20 protein-coding genes are annotated in these 16,347 nt (G+C 65.3%); 19 read left to right on the top strand and 1 reads right to left on the bottom strand.

Features of this window, described 5'->3' with window-relative positions; all coding sequences use genetic code 11:
- Positions 1–29 precede the first annotated feature (29 nt).
- From rpsN to rplQ, 15 genes are all read left to right on the top strand, one after another.
- A complete protein-coding gene (gene rpsN, locus ACPDIX_RS03775) occupies positions 30–299 on the top strand; it encodes a 30S ribosomal protein S14 (RefSeq protein ID WP_423430441.1) in 270 nt (89 codons plus the stop codon).
- A gap of 6 nt (positions 300–305) precedes the next feature.
- On the top strand, positions 306–689 hold the full coding sequence (gene rpsH / locus ACPDIX_RS03780) for a 30S ribosomal protein S8 (RefSeq protein WP_423430442.1): 384 nt from the start codon (positions 306–308) through the stop codon (positions 687–689).
- 7 nt (positions 690–696) lie between these two features.
- Positions 697–1,233, top strand: a complete 537-nt coding sequence (gene rplF / locus ACPDIX_RS03785; RefSeq protein WP_423430443.1) for a 50S ribosomal protein L6 — start codon at positions 697–699, stop codon at positions 1,231–1,233.
- Between the two features lie 39 nt (positions 1,234–1,272).
- Positions 1,273–1,671, top strand: a complete 399-nt coding sequence (gene rplR / locus ACPDIX_RS03790) for a 50S ribosomal protein L18 (RefSeq protein WP_423430444.1) — start codon at positions 1,273–1,275, stop codon at positions 1,669–1,671.
- Positions 1,672–1,688: 17 nt separating this feature from the next.
- Positions 1,689–2,345, top strand: a complete 657-nt coding sequence (gene rpsE / locus ACPDIX_RS03795) for a 30S ribosomal protein S5 (RefSeq protein ID WP_423430445.1) — start codon at positions 1,689–1,691, stop codon at positions 2,343–2,345.
- Positions 2,346–2,349: 4 nt separating this feature from the next.
- The gene (gene rplO / locus ACPDIX_RS03800) at positions 2,350–2,829 is read left to right on the top strand and encodes a 50S ribosomal protein L15 (RefSeq protein ID WP_423430446.1); all 480 of its coding nucleotides are present in this window, start codon (positions 2,350–2,352) and stop codon (positions 2,827–2,829) included.
- Positions 2,830–2,843: 14 nt separating this feature from the next.
- The gene (secY, locus tag ACPDIX_RS03805) at positions 2,844–4,238 is read left to right on the top strand and encodes a preprotein translocase subunit SecY (protein WP_423430447.1); all 1,395 of its coding nucleotides are present in this window, start codon (positions 2,844–2,846) and stop codon (positions 4,236–4,238) included.
- A gap of 60 nt (positions 4,239–4,298) precedes the next feature.
- Positions 4,299–5,075, top strand: coding sequence for a type I methionyl aminopeptidase (gene map / locus ACPDIX_RS03810; protein WP_423430448.1), 777 nt, complete (start codon positions 4,299–4,301; stop codon positions 5,073–5,075).
- Positions 5,036–5,269, top strand: coding sequence for a translation initiation factor IF-1 (locus tag ACPDIX_RS03815; protein WP_423430449.1), 234 nt, complete (start codon positions 5,036–5,038; stop codon positions 5,267–5,269). The genes map and ACPDIX_RS03815 overlap by 40 nt, the downstream gene beginning before the upstream one ends.
- A complete protein-coding gene (rpmJ, locus tag ACPDIX_RS03820) occupies positions 5,266–5,379 on the top strand; it encodes a 50S ribosomal protein L36 (protein ID WP_165108391.1) in 114 nt (37 codons plus the stop codon). The genes ACPDIX_RS03815 and rpmJ overlap by 4 nt, the downstream gene beginning before the upstream one ends.
- Before the next feature lie 48 nt (positions 5,380–5,427).
- Positions 5,428–5,823 (top strand): 30S ribosomal protein S13, encoded by a 396-nt coding sequence (gene rpsM, locus ACPDIX_RS03825; RefSeq protein ID WP_423430450.1) that lies wholly within the window; start codon positions 5,428–5,430, stop codon positions 5,821–5,823.
- A 25-nt stretch (positions 5,824–5,848) separates the two neighbouring features.
- Entirely contained in the window at positions 5,849–6,490 is a 642-nt protein-coding gene (rpsK, locus tag ACPDIX_RS03830) for a 30S ribosomal protein S11 (protein ID WP_423430451.1), read from the top strand.
- A 27-nt stretch (positions 6,491–6,517) separates the two neighbouring features.
- Complete coding sequence (gene rpsD, locus ACPDIX_RS03835) at positions 6,518–7,129, top strand: 30S ribosomal protein S4 (RefSeq protein ID WP_423430452.1); 612 nt, start codon at positions 6,518–6,520, stop codon at positions 7,127–7,129.
- A 106-nt stretch (positions 7,130–7,235) separates the two neighbouring features.
- A complete protein-coding gene (locus tag ACPDIX_RS03840; RefSeq protein WP_423430453.1) occupies positions 7,236–8,258 on the top strand; it encodes a DNA-directed RNA polymerase subunit alpha in 1,023 nt (340 codons plus the stop codon).
- A 31-nt stretch (positions 8,259–8,289) separates the two neighbouring features.
- Positions 8,290–8,709, top strand: coding sequence for a 50S ribosomal protein L17 (gene rplQ, locus ACPDIX_RS03845; protein WP_423430454.1), 420 nt, complete (start codon positions 8,290–8,292; stop codon positions 8,707–8,709).
- A gap of 96 nt (positions 8,710–8,805) precedes the next feature.
- Here rplQ and ACPDIX_RS03850 read toward each other — a convergent pair whose 3' ends face one another.
- The gene (locus ACPDIX_RS03850; RefSeq protein WP_423430455.1) at positions 8,806–10,929 is read right to left on the bottom strand and encodes a tetratricopeptide repeat protein; all 2,124 of its coding nucleotides are present in this window, start codon (positions 10,927–10,929) and stop codon (positions 8,806–8,808) included.
- 346 nt (positions 10,930–11,275) lie between these two features.
- Between ACPDIX_RS03850 and ACPDIX_RS03855 the strand changes: the two genes are divergently transcribed.
- From ACPDIX_RS03855 to ACPDIX_RS03870, 4 genes are all read left to right on the top strand, one after another.
- Positions 11,276–12,304 carry a polysaccharide biosynthesis protein gene (locus tag ACPDIX_RS03855; RefSeq protein ID WP_423430456.1) on the top strand — a complete coding sequence of 343 codons (1,029 nt, stop codon included), beginning with the start codon at positions 11,276–11,278 and terminating at the stop codon, positions 12,302–12,304.
- A 26-nt stretch (positions 12,305–12,330) separates the two neighbouring features.
- Positions 12,331–13,503: an NAD-dependent epimerase/dehydratase family protein gene (locus tag ACPDIX_RS03860; protein WP_423430457.1), complete on the top strand. Its 1,173-nt coding sequence runs from the start codon at positions 12,331–12,333 to the stop codon at positions 13,501–13,503.
- Between the two features lies 1 nt (position 13,504).
- The gene (gene wecB / locus ACPDIX_RS03865) at positions 13,505–14,635 is read left to right on the top strand and encodes a non-hydrolyzing UDP-N-acetylglucosamine 2-epimerase (protein ID WP_423430458.1); all 1,131 of its coding nucleotides are present in this window, start codon (positions 13,505–13,507) and stop codon (positions 14,633–14,635) included.
- A gap of 124 nt (positions 14,636–14,759) precedes the next feature.
- Complete coding sequence (locus ACPDIX_RS03870) at positions 14,760–15,941, top strand: hypothetical protein (RefSeq protein ID WP_423430459.1); 1,182 nt, start codon at positions 14,760–14,762, stop codon at positions 15,939–15,941.
- The last annotated feature ends 406 nt before the right edge of the window (positions 15,942–16,347 follow it).

The raw sequence follows: 16,347 nt of genomic DNA on the forward strand, positions 1-16,347 counted from the left end.
GGTGAATTCGACAGCAAGAGTGCTTTGTTATGGCCAAGAAATCGTGGATTGAACGAAACAAGCGGAAGATGGCGACGGTGCAGAAATACGCCGCCCTGCGTGCCGAGCTGAAGGCCAAGCACGACTACGCGGGGCTGGCCAGGCTGCCCCGGGACGCCAGCCCGGTGCGGGTGGTCAACCGCTGTTCCGTCACCGGGCGCCGCCGCGGGTACATCCGGAAGTTCGGCCTTTCCCGGCTCACCTTCCGGGAGGCGGCCCTGAACGGGTTGATTCCGGGAGTGATCAAGGCCAGCTGGTAATGCCCTATGGATCCCATTGCTGACATGCTGACCCGCATTCGGAACGGCGCACGCGCGCTGCATCCGGTGGTCGAAGTCCCTCATTCGCGGCTGAAGGAAAGCATCGCCGCGGTCATGAAGAAGGAAGGTTTTCTGGCCGACTGGTCCGTGGTCGGCGACAAGGTCAAGACCCTCCGGCTCCATTTGAAGTACCGGGGGAAACGCTGTGTCATCGAGGGATTGCAGCGAGTAAGCAAACCCGGGCTGCGCCGTTACGTCGGGGCCCGGGAGATCCCGCGCGTCCGCGGCGGGCTTGGGGTGGCCATCCTCTCCACCTCGGAGGGCGTGATGACCGGTTACGAGGCCCGACGCAAGAACCTCGGTGGAGAACTGCTCTGCTACGTCTGGTAGGTGGCTTATGTCGCGTCTAGGTAAACTGCCGGTCCCGATCCCGCCCAAGGTCAAGGTTCAACTGGACGGGCGGACCCTGACGGCGGAAGGTCCCAAGGGCAAACTGACCCTGGAACTGCCGCCGCTGACATCGGCGCGTGTGGACGGGAACCGGATCCTGGTGGAACGTCAGGCCGAGACCAAGCAGGCCAGGGCGATGCACGGGTTGGGGCGGTCGCTGGTGTACAACCTGGTCCAGGGCGTGGCCGAAGGGTATCGCAAGCGGCTGGAAATCCACGGCGTCGGCTTCCGCGCATCCGTCCAAGGGAACACCCTGACCCTGAACCTGGGGTATTCGCATCCGGTGGTCTACCAGGCACCCGAAGGGGTCAAGATCACCGTGGAGGAGAACACCAGGATCGTGGTGGAGGGCCCCGACAAGCAGAAGGTCGGACAGGTGGCCGCCCAGATCCGCAGCTTTTACCCGCCCGAACCCTACAAGGGCAAGGGCATCCGTTACGAGGGCGAACAGATCATCCGCAAGGAGGGCAAGGCCGTTCAATAGCGGTCACCCTCGGGTTCACGGCCATACCGTGACGCAACCATGAGAGTCGAAGTCAAACACGAACGGGCCCGGAAACGGCACTGGCGGGTGCGGAAGAAGGTGTTCGGCACATCGGAACGCCCCCGCATGAGCGTTTGTTTCACCAACAAGCACATTTACGTCCAGTTCATTGACGACACCAAGGGGGTCACCCTGGCATCGGTCTCCACATTGAGCCGATCGGTGCCCGACCAGGAGAAGCTGGGCGCCAACGTCCGGAGCGCGCGGATCATCGGGCGTTTGGCGGCCGAGGCTGCGCTGGCCAAGGGGATCCGCAAAGTGGTCTTTGACCGGGGATCCGCCCGCTACCACTGGTCCATGGGCGAGGACGGCCAGCCCGTCTACGGAAAGGTGGCCGCGCTGGCCATGGCCGCCCGGGAAGCGGGTCTGGAGTTCTGAACCAACGGAGGATTGCCGTGGCTGACATCGAACCGCAACTGCAGGAGGAAGTGACCAACGGTGCCGAAGAGGCGCGCGAGGAGGAACGGCCGTCCCGCGGCGGCCGCCGGGCCATCGCAGAAGCGCCCGCCCTGACTTTCAGCACCACCGAGGAACCCGAGTTGATGGAGAAGGTCATCTTCATCAACCGGTCGGCCAAGGTGGTCAAGGGCGGCCGGCGTTTCTCGTTCAGCGCCCTGGTGGTGGCCGGCGATCGGAAGGGACGGGTGGGGCTCGGCCTGGGCAAGGCCGGCGAGGTGGCCGATGCCATCCGGCGCGGGGGCGATATCGCCAAGGCCAACATGGTGCCGGTGGCTCTGTTGGGGCCGACCATCCCCCACGAGGTGGTCTGCCGGTTCGACGGTGCGGAGGTCCTGCTGAAACCGGCCTCCCAGGGCACCGGCGTCATCGCCGGGCGCACCGTCCGCGCCGTGTTGGAAGCGGCCGGCGTGCGCGACGTCCTCAGCAAATCGATGGGATCGCGCAACCCGATCAACGTGGCCCAGGCCACCTTGAAGGCCCTGCAACAACTCCGGTTGCCGGACGAGATTTTCCAGGAACGCGGTCTGGACCGCCGCCGCAAATCGGCCGGGGCGGCTGGCGGCACCAGCGAATCTGTGAGCACGGCCACTTGAGCTTATGCGACTGCACGATTTGAAACCCCGACCGGGGGCCAAGCACCGTCGGAAACGACTCGGAATCGGCGAATCCAGCGGCCACGGCAAGACCAGCGGCCGCGGGGGCAAAGGGCAGACGGCCCGGTCCGGCTCGTCCATCCGTCCGGGATTCGAAGGCGGTCAGATGCCGCTGATCCGCCGGATCCCCAAGCGGGGATTCAACAACCGGCGGTTTGCCACCCGTTACATTCCGGTCAACGTGGAGGCCCTCAACCGGTTCGAGGACGACACCGTGGTGGACGAGGCGCTGCTGCGCCGGACCGGCCTGGCCAACGGCCCTGCCGACGGCATCAAGATCCTGGGCAGAGGCGAGCTGACCCGGCGATTGATCGTCCGGGCCCACGCCTTTAGTGCTTCGGCCCGGGCCCAAATCGAGGCCAAGGGAGGCCGCTGTGAGGTGGTGCCGCCGGGCGGCGCCGCGGATGCGGCTCCGGCTGCCTGACCGTTTTGCCCGCCATGCTCGCCAGCATCGCCCAGACCTTCAGCAACTGCTTCCGCATCCCGGAACTCAAGTCCCGGATCCTCTTCACCCTGGGGCTTTTGGCGATCTGCCGGTTGACCGCCTACATCCACTGTCCCGGGTTGGACGGCAACACCCTGGCGGAGTTTTTCCGTCAGGCCGCCGAGCGGAATGCGGGCGGGGGTGTCCTGGGATTGTACAGCCTTTTCACCGGTGGGGCGCTGGAGAACTGCGCCATCGGCGCCCTGGGGATCATGCCCTACATCAGCGCGACCATCATCATCCAGTTGATGACGGCGGTGATCCCCCGGCTCAGCAAGCTGGCCAGAGAAGAGGGCGGCCGGACCAAGCTCATCCAGTACGGCCGCTACCTGACCGTCGTGCTGTGCCTGGGACAGGGATTCGTCATGGCACTCGGTTGGGAACATCCCGAGAAGATCTTCGGCGAAGGGATCGGCCGGCTGGTCCTGTACGAGGACACTCCTCTGCAGATCTGGTGGTACCGGATCCAAACCACGTTGATTCTGACCACCGGCACGATGCTTCTGATGTGGTTGGGCGAGCAGATCACCGACCGCGGCATCGGCAACGGTGTCTCGCTGGTCATCACCATCGGCATCCTGGCCCGCCTGCCGGCGGCGTTCATTTCGCTGAAGGACATGTTTTTCCCGGGGGAGGGGCTCGAGCCCAGGGCGAACATCGGGGATGCCGTGGTGCTGTTGGTGCTGCTTGTGGCGGTGATTGCGGGCATCATCGCCGTCACCCAGGCGCAACGCAAGATCCCGGTCCAGTACGCCCAGCGCGCCGTGGGCCGGAAAGTCTACGCCGGCGGCACCTCCTTCCTGCCGTTGCGGGTCAACTACTCCGGTGTGATGCCCATCATTTTTGCCCAGGCCGTTCTGATGTTCCCCGAGCAGATCTTCAGCCGGTTGGGTCAGCTCTATGACGTGAAATTGTTTCGGGACCTGGCTGCCAGCCTGGGGCATGGCGGGGGGCTCTACCTGGTACTCTACTCGCTGATGATCCTGTTCTTCTCCTACTTCTGGGTTGCCACCCAGTTCAATGAACTGCAGATCGCCGATGACCTGAAGAAACACGGCGGCTACATCCCCGGGGTGCGTCCCGGAACGGCCACCAGCGAGTACCTGCACAACGCCATGCACCGGATCACGCTGGCCGGCGCGGTTTTCCTGGTCATCATCGCCGTGATTCCCGAGCTGCTTTACAGCCGGATGGAGGTCCCCTACGCGGTGGCGACCTTTTTCGGCGGGACCAGTCTGCTGATCACCGTCGGGGTCATGCTGGACACCATGCGGCAGGTGGAAACCCACTTGCTGATGCGGCATTATGATGGATTTTTGAAGAAGGGCCGCATCCGGGGCCGCTTCTGAGGATGGCGGAACGGCCGGCCCCGGCCCGGAAGGGCCCGGAGCGGCCGGGGCGATGCAGCCATGATCATTCTCAAGACCGAGCGCGATTTGGAAGCCATGCGACCCGCCTGCCGGGTCGCGGGGCTGGTGTTGCGCGAAACGGCCGCCTTCATCCGGCCGGGCATCACGACCCGGGAGGTGGAGGAATTTGCCGCCGAACGGATGAAGCATTACGGGGCGCGCAGCGCGTTCCTGGGCTACCGGAAGTATCCGTGTCACATCTGCATTTCGGTGAACAACGAGGTGGTGCACGGATTGGCCGGACCGCGCCGGCTGGAATTTGGTGACATCGTCAGCCTGGACGTGGGCGTCTATTACCGCGGTTTTGTCGGGGACACGGCGGTGACCGTGCCGGTGGGCGGCTGCAGCGCCGAGGCGCAGCGGCTGCTGGACGTGACCCGGCAGGCCCTGTGGGAGGGCATCGCCCGGGCGGTTCCCGGCAACCGGGTGGTGGACATCTCGCGTGCCATCCAGGAATACGTGGAGCGTCACGGATTCAGTGTCGTCCGCGAGTTCGTCGGCCACGGGGTGGGCCGCAGTGTGCACGAACAGCCCGAGGTGCCCAACTTCGTGGACGGGAAACCGTCTCCCAAGCTCCGGCCGGGGATGACGCTGGCAATCGAGCCCATGGTCAACGCCGGTGGACCGGAGATCCAGGTGCTCAATGATGGCTGGACAGCGGTGACCAAAGATGGTTCACTGTCCGCTCACTTCGAGCACACCGTGCTGATCACCGAGGGCGAGCCCGAGGTCCTGACATGCACGGACGAGGACAATGGACGGTGGACGCCGAGGTGAAAGAGGCGCTGGCGCCGGGCGTGTATCGCGCGCGGCTGCCCAACGGGCACGAGCTGGTGGCTTTCGTACGGGGCCGGGCCCGGCTGCGGGCGCCCGTGTGGAAGCCCGGTGACCGCATCCGGGTGACGGTCACGGCGTACGATTTGTCGTCCGGCTGTATCGAGTGGGAAGAAGCGAAGGAACGAACGTTATGAAGGTGAGAGCATCTGTCCGACGGCTTTGCGAGCACTGCAAGGTGGTGCGCCGCAAGGGCGTGATCCGTATCATTTGCAAGAACCCGCGCCACAAACAGCGCCAGGGCTGAAGTGTCGCGCCGGGTTGACCGAACCCACGAGCCGAAGGAACTGTCGCCATGCCACGTATCATCGGAGTCGAAATCCCGGGCAACAAACCGATCGAGATTGCCCTGCGATACATCTACGGGATCGGGCCCACGTTGGCCAAGGAGATCTGCGAACGGGCCCAGATCGATCCGCACATCCGGGCCAAGGACCTGACCGAACAGCAGATTTCCCAGATCGTCCATGCCATTCAGGAAGGGGGGTACGTGATCGAGGGTGATCTGCGGCGTGAGATCGGTCTGAATCTGAAACGGCTGCAGGCCATCAAATGTTACCGCGGCTTGCGCCACATCCGTGGCCTGCCCGTCCGCGGCCAACGCACCCAGACCAACGCCCGCACGCGCAAGGGTCCCCGCAAGACCGTGGGCGTGCAGCGCAACCCGCATGCGAAGAAGGGCATCCATTAACCGGTTCTGATTGGAAGACGTCCCTATGGCTGAAGCGAATCCCACTCCCGCACCCGAACCGCAGCCCCAACCGGCCGCGGCCGCCGAGGCCAAGCCGGAAAAGGCGCAGCCGGCCGAGAAGGCCGGGAAGGCAGAAAAGGCTGAGAAACCTGCCAGGGCTGCCAAGACCAAGACGGCCAAGGCCGCCAAGCCGGCCAAGGAGAGCAAGGCTGAGGGCGGTGAATCGGCCGGGGCCACGGCGGCCACGGCACCCACGGCCGAGGAACTGTTGGCCGACGAGATGGCCGGCAAGAAGATCATCAAGGCCAAGGGTTCCAAGAACATCACCAGCGGCGTGGCCCACATTCTGGCCACGTTCAACAACACCATCGTCAGCATCACCGACATGCAGGGCAACGTGATCGGCTGGTCCAGCGCCGGCCGGGTGGGCTTCAAAGGTTCGCGCAAGAGCACGGCCTACGCCGCCCAATTGGTGGCCCAGGACGCCGCGCGCCGTGCCATGGCCCACGGCATGCGCGAGGTGGAGGTCCGCGTGAAGGGGCCGGGTTCCGGTCGGGAGGCGGCCATCCGGGCGCTGCAGGCCATCGGCCTGGAGATTACGGTGATCAAGGACGTCACGCCGGTCCCCCACAACGGGTGCCGGCCGCGCAAGAAACGCAGAGTCTGAAGACTTTCATCCGTCAGGTTTTCGCTTATGGCTCGTTATACCGGCCCGCGTGTTCGTATCAGTCGCCGATTTGGCATACCGATCTTCGGCGATTCGAAGTATCTGGAACGGCGCAACTACCCGCCCGGTGTCCACGGCCCCAAGGCGGCGCGTCGGAAACTGACCGACTACGCGCTGGGGTTGATGGAGAAGCAGAAGCTCCGTTATTACTACGGCCTCCAGGAACGGCAGTTCCGGCGCGTGTACGAGCAGGCGTTGCGTCGCCGCGGCGTGACCGGCGAGACCATGCTCCGGATCCTGGAGATGCGTCTGGACAACGTGGTTTACCGGCTCGGTTTTGCCCCCACGCGACCTGCCGCGCGGCAGATGGTCACGCACGGGCACATCCGTGTGAACGGCCGGAAGGTGACGATCCCGTCCTATGCGGTCAAGGTGGGTGACGTCATCGAGCCGAAGGACTCGGACGTATCCCGCCAGCTGGTCAACCGCGGGTTGGAGAGCTCGACCAGCCGGCCCGTGCCGGACTGGGTGTCGGTCAACCGCGACGCCCTGCGCGGCGTGGTGATGCGGGTGCCCACGCGCGACGAGATCCAGCCCATTGCCAACGAGCAGGCCGTGGTGGAATTTTACTCCCGCTGAACCTGAACCCGGCTTCGCGGGTGCGGAGCCATGCAATTATATGGGCCCGGTCCTGCGCGGGAGCAGGGTCGGGTCAGGTTAAAATTGCACGAAAGGAATCGAATCCATGCCTGTCCGACTGGGACCATTTGAAATGCCGAAGCGGTTGGTCAAAGACGAGGCCACCGCAACGGACACCTACGCCAAGTTCACGGCCGAGCCGTTCGAGACCGGGTACGGCCACACCCTGGGCAACTCTCTCCGGCGTGTGCTGCTTTCCTCGCTCGAGGGCGCGGCCATCACATCCGTCAAGATTGACGGTGCCCTGCACGAGTTTTCCACCATCGACGGCGTGATCGAGGACGTCACCGACATCGTCCTCAACCTCAAAAAGATCAAGTTCAAGGCCCACACCCGGGAGCCGCAGACCCTCCTGTTGTCGGTGCACAAGGAGGGGCCGGTCACCGCGGGCGACATCCAGCTCAACCAGAACGTGGAACTGGTCAATCCCGACCAGCACATCTGCACGCTGGCCAAGAAGAAGAAATTCGAGATGGAGCTGGAGGTGAAGGTGGGCCGCGGCTTCTGCTCGGGTGAGGACAACAAGAAGCCGGGGCAACCGATCGGCGTGATCGCCATCGACTCCATCTTTTCGCCCGTCACGCGCGTTCGCTACACCGTGGAAGCGGCCCGCGTGGGACAGAAGACCGACTACGACCGGCTCATTCTCGAGATCTGGACCGACGGCCGGATCTCGCCCGACGACGCGCTGGTACAGGCCTCGGCCATTCTCCAGCGTCACCTCGACGTGTTCGTCGGCTACGACAAGAATGCCGTCCAGTTCGAGGAGACCACCCAGAAACAGGACGAGGAACGGCAGCGGCTCAAGAAGCTGCTGAACATGAGTGTCAACGAGATCGAGTTGAGCGTCCGTGCCGCCAACTGCCTCAACAACGCCAACATCACCACGGTGGGTCAGTTGGCCATGAAGACCGAGCAGGAGATGCTCAAGTACCGCAACTTCGGCAAGAAGTCGCTCAACGAGATCAAGGAAAAACTGGCGCAGCTGGGGCTGTCGCTCGGCATGACCTTCGATCCCAGCCTGCTGGAGCCACCCAAGGAAGAATCCAAAAAATCCCTGGCCACCTGACCGGCCAGAGATCCCGATTTGATCCCGGCTTATGCGACATCGCAAACACACGGCCAAACTGGGGCGGACATCCGAACATCGGAACCGAATGCTGGCCAGCTTGGTCTGCAGTTTGATCCGTCACAACCGCATCACCACGACCCTGGCAAAGGCCAAGGCCGCGCGATCCCTGGCCGAGAAGCTGGTGACCCTCTGCAAGAAGGGCACGCTGCACGCCCGGCGGTTGGCCAGCGCCCGTCTCTACCAGGACGAGGACGCCTGCCGCATCCTCTTCAAGGAGATCGCACCTCATTTCAAGTCCCGTCCGGGTGGTTACACCCGCATCATCCGGCTGGGCCAGCGCCGCGGTGATGCCGCCCAGATGGCCATTCTGGAGTGGGTGGAGCTGCCCACCGGGTCCGCGGAGGCCCAGCCTGCCGGGGCGGGCGCCGCCGCTGAGGCCAAGGCCTGACGGTGGGGACCCCACGGGACTGACGGTTTCGTCTTGCTTTTGGCACCGCCCGTCCGGGAGAAGGCATCCGGACGGGCGGCACCGTCTTTTGTCCGGTCAGCGTGGCGGCGGGGCGGAGCCCGCCCCGTCCGAATCCGGGGACTCCAGCCTTTGCCACTGTGCCCGTGCCTCTGCGTGGTCCGGGCGCAGGCGCAGAACCTCCTTCAGGTGACGCCGGGCCTCTTCCCGCCTGCCCTGGCGCAGCCGGAGCTGGGCGAGGTTGAAGTGGGTCTCCGCGTTGTCCGGTTTCAGCTCCAGGGCACGCATGTAGGCGGCCTCGGCCTCCGTCCAGCGGCCCAGTTCGATGAGCACGTTGCCCAGGTTGTTGTAGGTGCGGGCGTCTTCCGGGTCGAGGGTCAGGGCCCGGCGATAGGCCTGTTCGGCCTCGGCAAAGCGGCCGAGGGCCGCCAGTGCATTGCCCAGGTTGCTGTGGGTCGGGGCGTGACCGGGTCGGAGCCGCACCGCATCCCGCAGATGCCGGATCGCCTCCTCGAACCGACGCTGCATGGCCAGTGTGACCCCGAGATTGTTGTGCGCGTCGGCGTGATCGGGCGCGATTTTCAGGGCCCGCCGGTACGCGCGTTCCGCCTCGTCCAACCGGCCCAGGTCCGCCAGTGCGTTGCCGAGGTTGTTGAGGATTGCCGGATCGCGCGGGCGCAGCCGGACTGCGTTTTCGAGATGGGGCAGTGCCTCGGCCGGCCGACCGAGTTCGGTCAGTGCGTGTCCGAGATTGTTCAGTGCGTCCGGGTATTGAGGTCGGATGGCCAGGGCCGCCCGATACTCCGCGATGGCCTCCTGCCAGCGTCCCTGCCGGGCGTAGGCGTAACCCAGGTTGTTGTGGGCCAGCTCATTGTTTCGAGTCACGGCCAGGGCGCGGCGGAACAGGGTCTCGCTGTTTTTCCAAAATCCGATTTGGCGCCACGTCAACCCGGCCCAGGCGAGGAGCAGGGCACAGGCGATCGTGCTCGCCATGGTCCGGGTGGATCGCGGCTGTTTGTCCGCGCGGGCCCAACCGGCTGCCAGGGCGAGGCTCAGCCCCACGGAGGGCCAGTAGGTGTAGCGGTCGGCCATGGATTGGATGCCCACCTGTACGATTCCCATCATGGGTACCAGGGCACCGCAGAACCAGGCCCACCCCACCCACAGGTGTGGACGCCGATGTCGAACCGCCCAAGCCCACGTGGTCAATCCCACGCAGAGGACTGTGCAGCCGATCACCGTCCCGGCCGGCCAATGCAGGGGGTGCGGGTAGAGCACCGCCAGGTCCTGGGGCAGAAGGGTCTTGGCCAGATAACGGGCGTAGGAGACCGGGACGTTGGCCAGACGCGCCGGCCAGGAAAGGGCGGTCTCCGGTGCCACCGCGCCGCCGGACTTTTGGACCAGATACGTCACGACGCTCGAGGCCAGGGCCAGCACGAAGAAGGGTGCCTTTTCGCGGATCAACGGCCACCACGCCGCAAGGTGCCGGATCGGGTCTTGCACGGGGATTCCCGAGCGGGCCGGTGACGCACTGCCGGCCGGGGCGGGTGTTCGGCGGAACGGCCAGAAGTCGAGCAACAGCAACACGAAGGGAAGGGTTACCAGCGTGGGTTTGCTCATGAGCGCGGCGGCATAGGACAGAACGGCCGCCAGGTGGAATCGGCGTTGCCCGGATCCCCCGGGCGGTTGCACGGCACGTGCCCAGGCCAGCAGCGTGATCAAACCGAACATGAGGCTCAGCACGTCCTTGCGTTCGGAGATCCAGACGACCGATTCCACCCGGAGCGGATGCCAGGCAAAGGCCAGGGCGCCGAAAACGGCCGGCCACAGCCGGCCGGTCACACGCAACAGAAGCAGAAACAGGAGCGCGGCATTGATCGCGTGCAGCAGGACGCTGGTCAGGTGATGCCCCGCCGGACGCAGGCCGAACCACGCGACGTCCGTCATGTGGGAGAGCCACGTGAGCGGGTGCCAGTTGGCTGCGTGACCGCTGGTGAATGCCCGGCGCAAGCCTTCGATGCTCCAGCCGGCCTGCACGTGGGGATTGGCAGTGACGTAATCGCCGTCGTCATAATCCACGAACCCGCAGGTGACCGCCCGCATGAAGACGAAAACGGTGAGCAGCCCGATGCAGGCGGCCGCACCCGCGGGGGTGGCGGACCGATCCGGACGGCGCGGGGCGACTGTTGGTCGCGGTTTCATGGTTCGGGGGCCCGAACGCCGGAGGTGCTGCCGGATCATTTCTAGCGGATCCGGGCCCGGGCGGGAACTGCCGGGTCAACGGGCGGTCCTGCCGGAGGCAACGGGCTTGCCTTGTCGGAGACGGGGCTGCCGTGGGGTGCCATGTTGGGGCGCCGTCGGTTTTTCCGCTTGTCAGGCGCAGGGGGGCCTCCCGACCATGCAACGGTGCTCCGGCGTTCCGCGCGCCCGGATCCGGAACCGCCGCAGACCGATCGGGCCGGACAGGTTCCGGGTGGGTTCGGCCGGCGCAAGGCGTGCAGGGAAGCTTTATAGTCAGCCCGATTCGGGCTTGGTTGGCTTGAAGTCCATGTTCAAGGGTCAGACGGTACTGATCACGGGTGGCACCGGCTCCTTCGGCAACGCGGTGGTCCGGCGGTTTCTCAACACCGATGTCGGCGAGATCCGGATTTTCAGCCGCGACGAAAAGAAACAGGACGACATGCGCCATGAGCTGCGCAGTCCCAAGGTGAAGTTCTACATCGGGGACGTGCGCAACTACGAGAGCATCCGCGACGCGATGCGCGGGGTGGACCTGGTGTTCAACGCGGCGGCCCTCAAACAGGTGCCCTCGTGCGAGTTCTACCCGATGGAGGCGGTCTACACGAACATCATCGGGACGGAAAACACGCTGAACGCCGCCATTGCGGAGGGGGTCAAGAACGTCATCGTGCTGAGCACCGACAAGGCCGTCTACCCCATCAACGCCATGGGCATGTCGAAGGCCCTGATGGAGAAGGTGGCGGTGGCCAAGGCGCGGCTTCTGGGCGATCGGAAACCGACCATCTGCGTGACGCGTTACGGCAACGTGATGGCTTCCCGCGGGTCAGTGATCCCGTTGTTTGTGAACCAGATCCGGAGCGGCAAGCCCCTCACCATCACCGATCCGGAGATGACACGCTTCATGATGTCGCTCGACGAAGCCGTGGATCTGGTCCTGTTCGCCTTTCAGAACGGCCAGCCCGGGGACACGTTCGTCCAGAAGTCGCCCGCCGCCACCATCGGTCAACTGGCCCGGGTGTTGTTGGAGATTTTCGACGCCCGCAACGAGATTCGCGTGATTGGCACGCGTCACGGCGAGAAAAAGCACGAGACGTTGCTCAACCGGGAGGAGATGGTGCGGGCGGAGGACCTGGGCCGGTATTACCGGATCCGATCGGACACGCGCGACCTCAATTACGCGCTGTACTTTGAACAGGGCGAACGGAAGGTGGACGAAATGCAGGATTACACCTCGGCCAACACCCGGCGGCTGACGGACGATGAACTCCGGGAAATGCTGTTGCGATTGCCCTACATCCAGGCGGCCCTCCGCGGGGAAGTGCCGGCGGGTGTGTGAAGGGTCGCCGGCCGGGGGAACCGACCATGAAGACGGTACTGGTCACGGGGTCGGCAGGGTTCATCGGACGCAATCTGGTCACCGCCCTGCGGCGGCGAAGCGATCTGACCGTGCTCGAGTTCGACCTGCCGGATCCTCCCGAGCGCATGGAGGCGCTTGCCGCGGAGGCCGACGTGGTGGTGCATCTGGCGGGCGTGAACCGGCCGAAGGATGAGAAGGAATTCGTCACCGGCAACGTGGAGTTGACCCGGCGGCTTTGCCGGGCCCTGGAGCGGTCCGGCCGCCGGGCGGTGTTCCTCCTCAGCTCCTCGATCCAGGCTGCCCTGGACAATCCGTACGGTCGCAGCAAACGCGGCGCGGAGGAGGTGGTGGCCGAATACCAGCGCGCCACACGCGCGGCGGTGTACATTTACCGGCTGCCCAACGTGTTCGGGAAATGGAGCCGGCCCCACTACAACACGGTGGTCGCCACCTTCTGCCACCAGATCAGTCGCGGCCTGCCGGTGGAGATCAGCGACCGATCCCGACTGCTGCGGCTGGTTTACGTGGACGATGTCGTGCGGAGTTTCGAAGGGGTGATCACGCGTCCGGATCATCCACCGGGCTGTTACCGGCCGGAGGTGTTGCCCGAGTTCAGCATCACGCTGGGGGAGCTGCACGACCGGTTGGTCGGATTCCGTCAGATGGCCGCGCAGGGTCGCGTGCCCGATTTTTCCGATCCGTTCAATCGCGCGCTTTACGCCACGTACCTTTCCTTTTGCGATCCGACCACACTGGCCCGGCCCGTGGTCATGAAGCGTGACCCGCGCGGCTGGTTGTTCGAGCTGATCAAGTCGCCGCAGGCCGGTCAGATCTTCGTCTCGCTCACCCGGCCGGGCGTCACCCGGGGCAACCATTATCACGACACCAAGGTTGAAAAATTCTGCGTGGTCCAGGGACGGGGCCGGATCCGGCTCCGTCCCTTGCACGGATCGGAGATCCTCGAGTACGACGTGGATGACGGGGAGATCCGTGTGGTGGACATTCCCCCGGGTTACACCCACTCGATCGAGAACACCGGCACGGTGGACATGATCACGCTGTTTTGGGCCAGTGAGATTTTCGATCCGGCCCGGCCGGACACCCACCCTGCGCCCGTGGAGGTGCCGCCGCCCGGTCCGGTTGCCGATGCGAACGCCCGACCCCCTGGTCCCGCCTGACATGCGCAGTTCCCTCAAGGTCATGACCATCGTGGGCACGCGACCGGAACTGATCCGGCTTTCGCGGGTGATCGCCGTGCTGGAGGAGGTCACCCGGCACGTGCTGGTGCACACGGGGCAGAACTACGATTACGAACTGAACGAGATCTTCTTCCGCGAGCTGGGCCTGCCGCGGCCGAAACACTACCTGGAGGCTGCGGGGGCCACGCCGGCCGAGACCATCGGCAACACCATCGCGCGGGCCGACGCGGTGCTGGCGCGGGAACAGCCGGATGCGGTTCTGGTGCTGGGCGACACGAACAGTTGCCTGGCCGTCATACCGGCCAAACGGCGCAAGATCCCCATCTTCCACATGGAGGCCGGCAACCGCTGTTTCGACATGCGCGTGCCCGAGGAGATCAACCGGCGGATCGTGGACCACGTCAGCGACATCAACCTCTGCTACACCGAGCATGCGCGCCGTTATCTGCTGGCCGAGGGGCTGCCGCCGGACCGCGTCATCAAGACCGGATCGCCCATGAAGGAGGTGCTCGATCATCACCGCGCGGGGATCGAGGCCAGCGATGTGCTGGCACGGCTCGAACTGGCGCCGCGCCGGTATTTCGTCGTCAGCCTCCATCGTGAGGAAAACGTGGATGACCCGGGCCATCTCCGGCAGCTGGTGCAGGCCCTCAACGCCCTGGCCCGCCGGTACGGGTATCCGCTGATCTTTTCCTGCCATCCGCGAACCCGGCAGCGCCTGCAGAAAGGCCGTTGCAAACTGGACCGGCGCGTCCGGTTGATGCCGCCCCTGGGCTTTTTCGATTACGTGGCGTTGCAAAAGTCCGCCTTTTGCACCCTGTCCGACAGCGGGACCATCACCGAGGAATCCTCCATTCTGGGCTTTCCCGCGGTCACGGTGCGCGAGGCGCACGAACGTCCGGAGGGAATGGACGAGGGGGCGGTGATCATGACCGGGCTGGACCCGCGTCACATCGTCGAGAGCGTGGGTGTGACCGTCCGCCTGTTCGAGCGATTCGGCCCCTGCCGGTTGCCTGCGGATTATCAGGCGGACAATGTCTCGTGGAAGGTGGCCAAGGTGATTCTGAGTTACACGGATTACGTGAACCGGCGTGTCTGGGCGAAACACTGAAGCGGAGCCTCTGCGGAGCGGGCCCGGGGCGTCCGACAATGGGCGCGGGCCGCTCCGGTTGCGGGTCCTGACGCACACCTTTCCGCCAAGCACACATGCGAATGCCAAGCGCCCGTTCTACGTGGTGCGTGCGGCATTGGCGGAGGGTTGGGAGGTGGAGGTTTGGACCAGTCCCCGGGGAGTGCCCGGCCCGGCAACGGAATGCCTGGTCCATCCCCGGCTCCGCATCCATCGGCTGGCCGATCCGGTCATTCGCTGGCAGGAGCGGCTGCAATCGCATCCCCGGCTGTTGCGTGGCTGGGTGTATCTGACCTCCGGTCTCATGTTCCCCGACGCCTGTGCCGGCTGGGTGCGGAAGGTCCTGCGTGCGCTGGCCGAGGCGGCGCCGGCGGATCGGACGCTGGCCTTCGTGTTGCCGGCGTCTCTGCTGCTGACGGGTGGAGCCGGCGGTGGCGCGGACCGGACCTGGGTGTTCGATTATCAGGAGCCGGTTTCCCCTCAGCAGATGCGCATGCGGCGGCGGTCGCCCTTGCAACGGCTCTGGCGCGGCCGTCTGGCCCGGCTGGAACGCGGCACACTCCACCGCGCGGGACGCGTGCTGTTCACGGCCGAATCCAATCGGCGGGCGTACGTGGAGCTGGGATTGGTCCCGGCACCCCGGACGGCGCACGTGCCCTACTTCTACGATGCAACGTTCTTCGATCAACCTGCGCCACCGCCGCATGGGGGTTTTGAGATCGTCTATTTTGGGACCTTCGACTGGCGCGGTGCGCGCAGCCCAGGGACGTTCCTGCGCGCCTTCGCAGAGTTTCTGCGGCGTCATCCCGAGGCGCGGTCGGTTTCCAGGTTTCGATTCCACGGTCAGTGGCCTTCCCCGTGCGAGGAGCAGGTTCGAGCCCTGGGACTCGCCGATGTGGTGGTTCGCGGGCCGGTGTGGGATCATGATCGTTACCTTGAAGAGGTCCGGCGCAGTCCCGTCCTGCTCCTGGTGGTTTCGCCCCTGCACGACCTGTACATGCCCAGCAAGATTGTGGACTACCTGGGTGCGCGGCGGCCGGTCCTGGCGTTGGTTCCGCCCGGCAGCGAGATGCACGGTGTTCTGCAGCGGGCGGGCCATGACCGCAACTGCTGCGATCCGTTCGACGTTCCCGGCACGCTGGCGGCGCTGGAGCGGTTGTGGGCCGATTATCGTGCCGGTTCGCTCCGTGCCCCCGCCGGGGACACACGGTTCTGGTCTTCCGACGTGCAACTGCCGATCTACCTCCGGCACGTGCAGGCCGCTCCCGAGGAGCCGCCATCCGGGTGAACGGTGGACATCGGTGGCGGCCCTTTTCCGAATGTGGGCCGGATCGAACGGCGCGGCGGCTGCCGTTTCTGCTGGGGACACGGAGGGCCTGTGGAACCGGGCTTTTCCGGGCTTTTCCAAATGAAAAGCGGCCGCAGAAATCCTGCGGCCGCCGTGCATGCGGGGAAGCCCGGATGAAGCGAGCCGGTCTGTTTCCGATCCTCCTCGGGCCCTGCGGGCCTGGGGCCCCCTGGACCGGAAACCGAACCGGGCAACGCGCGATTTATTCTTTCACCCGCTTGGCTTCCCAGTCCCGGGTGGTTTTCTCCCCGTCCCGATCACGCTCCACGGTGCCTTTGATGGTGTCTCCCTCGAGTTTGCCCTTGTAGGTGAGCACCATCTTTTGCCCGTTCCATTCGCGCGTGAC

The organism is Limisphaera sp. 4302-co (assembly GCF_049537155.1).
Lineage (GTDB): Bacteria > Verrucomicrobiota > Verrucomicrobiia > Limisphaerales > Limisphaeraceae > Limisphaera.

Bases quoted from the DNA above. Each gene is read 5' to 3' on its own strand.
- rpsN (WP_423430441.1), top strand. From the start codon at position 30: ATGGCCAAGAAATCGTGGATTGAACGAAACAAGCGGAAGATGGCGACG.
- rpsH (WP_423430442.1), top strand. From the start codon at position 306: ATGGATCCCATTGCTGACATGCTGACCCGCATTCGGAACGGCGCACGC.
- rplF (WP_423430443.1), top strand. From the start codon at position 697: ATGTCGCGTCTAGGTAAACTGCCGGTCCCGATCCCGCCCAAGGTCAAG.
- rplR (WP_423430444.1), top strand. From the start codon at position 1,273: ATGAGAGTCGAAGTCAAACACGAACGGGCCCGGAAACGGCACTGGCGG.
- rplO (WP_423430446.1), top strand. From the start codon at position 2,350: ATGCGACTGCACGATTTGAAACCCCGACCGGGGGCCAAGCACCGTCGG.
- secY (WP_423430447.1), top strand. From the start codon at position 2,844: ATGCTCGCCAGCATCGCCCAGACCTTCAGCAACTGCTTCCGCATCCCG.
- map (WP_423430448.1), top strand. From the start codon at position 4,299: ATGATCATTCTCAAGACCGAGCGCGATTTGGAAGCCATGCGACCCGCC.
- ACPDIX_RS03815 (WP_423430449.1), top strand. From the start codon at position 5,036: ATGCACGGACGAGGACAATGGACGGTGGACGCCGAGGTGAAAGAGGCG.
- rpmJ (WP_165108391.1), top strand. From the start codon at position 5,266: ATGAAGGTGAGAGCATCTGTCCGACGGCTTTGCGAGCACTGCAAGGTG.
- rpsM (WP_423430450.1), top strand. From the start codon at position 5,428: ATGCCACGTATCATCGGAGTCGAAATCCCGGGCAACAAACCGATCGAG.
- rpsK (WP_423430451.1), top strand. From the start codon at position 5,849: ATGGCTGAAGCGAATCCCACTCCCGCACCCGAACCGCAGCCCCAACCG.
- rpsD (WP_423430452.1), top strand. From the start codon at position 6,518: ATGGCTCGTTATACCGGCCCGCGTGTTCGTATCAGTCGCCGATTTGGC.
- ACPDIX_RS03840 (WP_423430453.1), top strand. From the start codon at position 7,236: ATGCCTGTCCGACTGGGACCATTTGAAATGCCGAAGCGGTTGGTCAAA.
- rplQ (WP_423430454.1), top strand. From the start codon at position 8,290: ATGCGACATCGCAAACACACGGCCAAACTGGGGCGGACATCCGAACAT.
- ACPDIX_RS03850 (WP_423430455.1), bottom strand. From the start codon at position 10,929: ATGAAACCGCGACCAACAGTCGCCCCGCGCCGTCCGGATCGGTCCGCC.
- ACPDIX_RS03855 (WP_423430456.1), top strand. From the start codon at position 11,276: ATGTTCAAGGGTCAGACGGTACTGATCACGGGTGGCACCGGCTCCTTC.
- ACPDIX_RS03860 (WP_423430457.1), top strand. From the start codon at position 12,331: ATGAAGACGGTACTGGTCACGGGGTCGGCAGGGTTCATCGGACGCAAT.
- wecB (WP_423430458.1), top strand. From the start codon at position 13,505: ATGCGCAGTTCCCTCAAGGTCATGACCATCGTGGGCACGCGACCGGAA.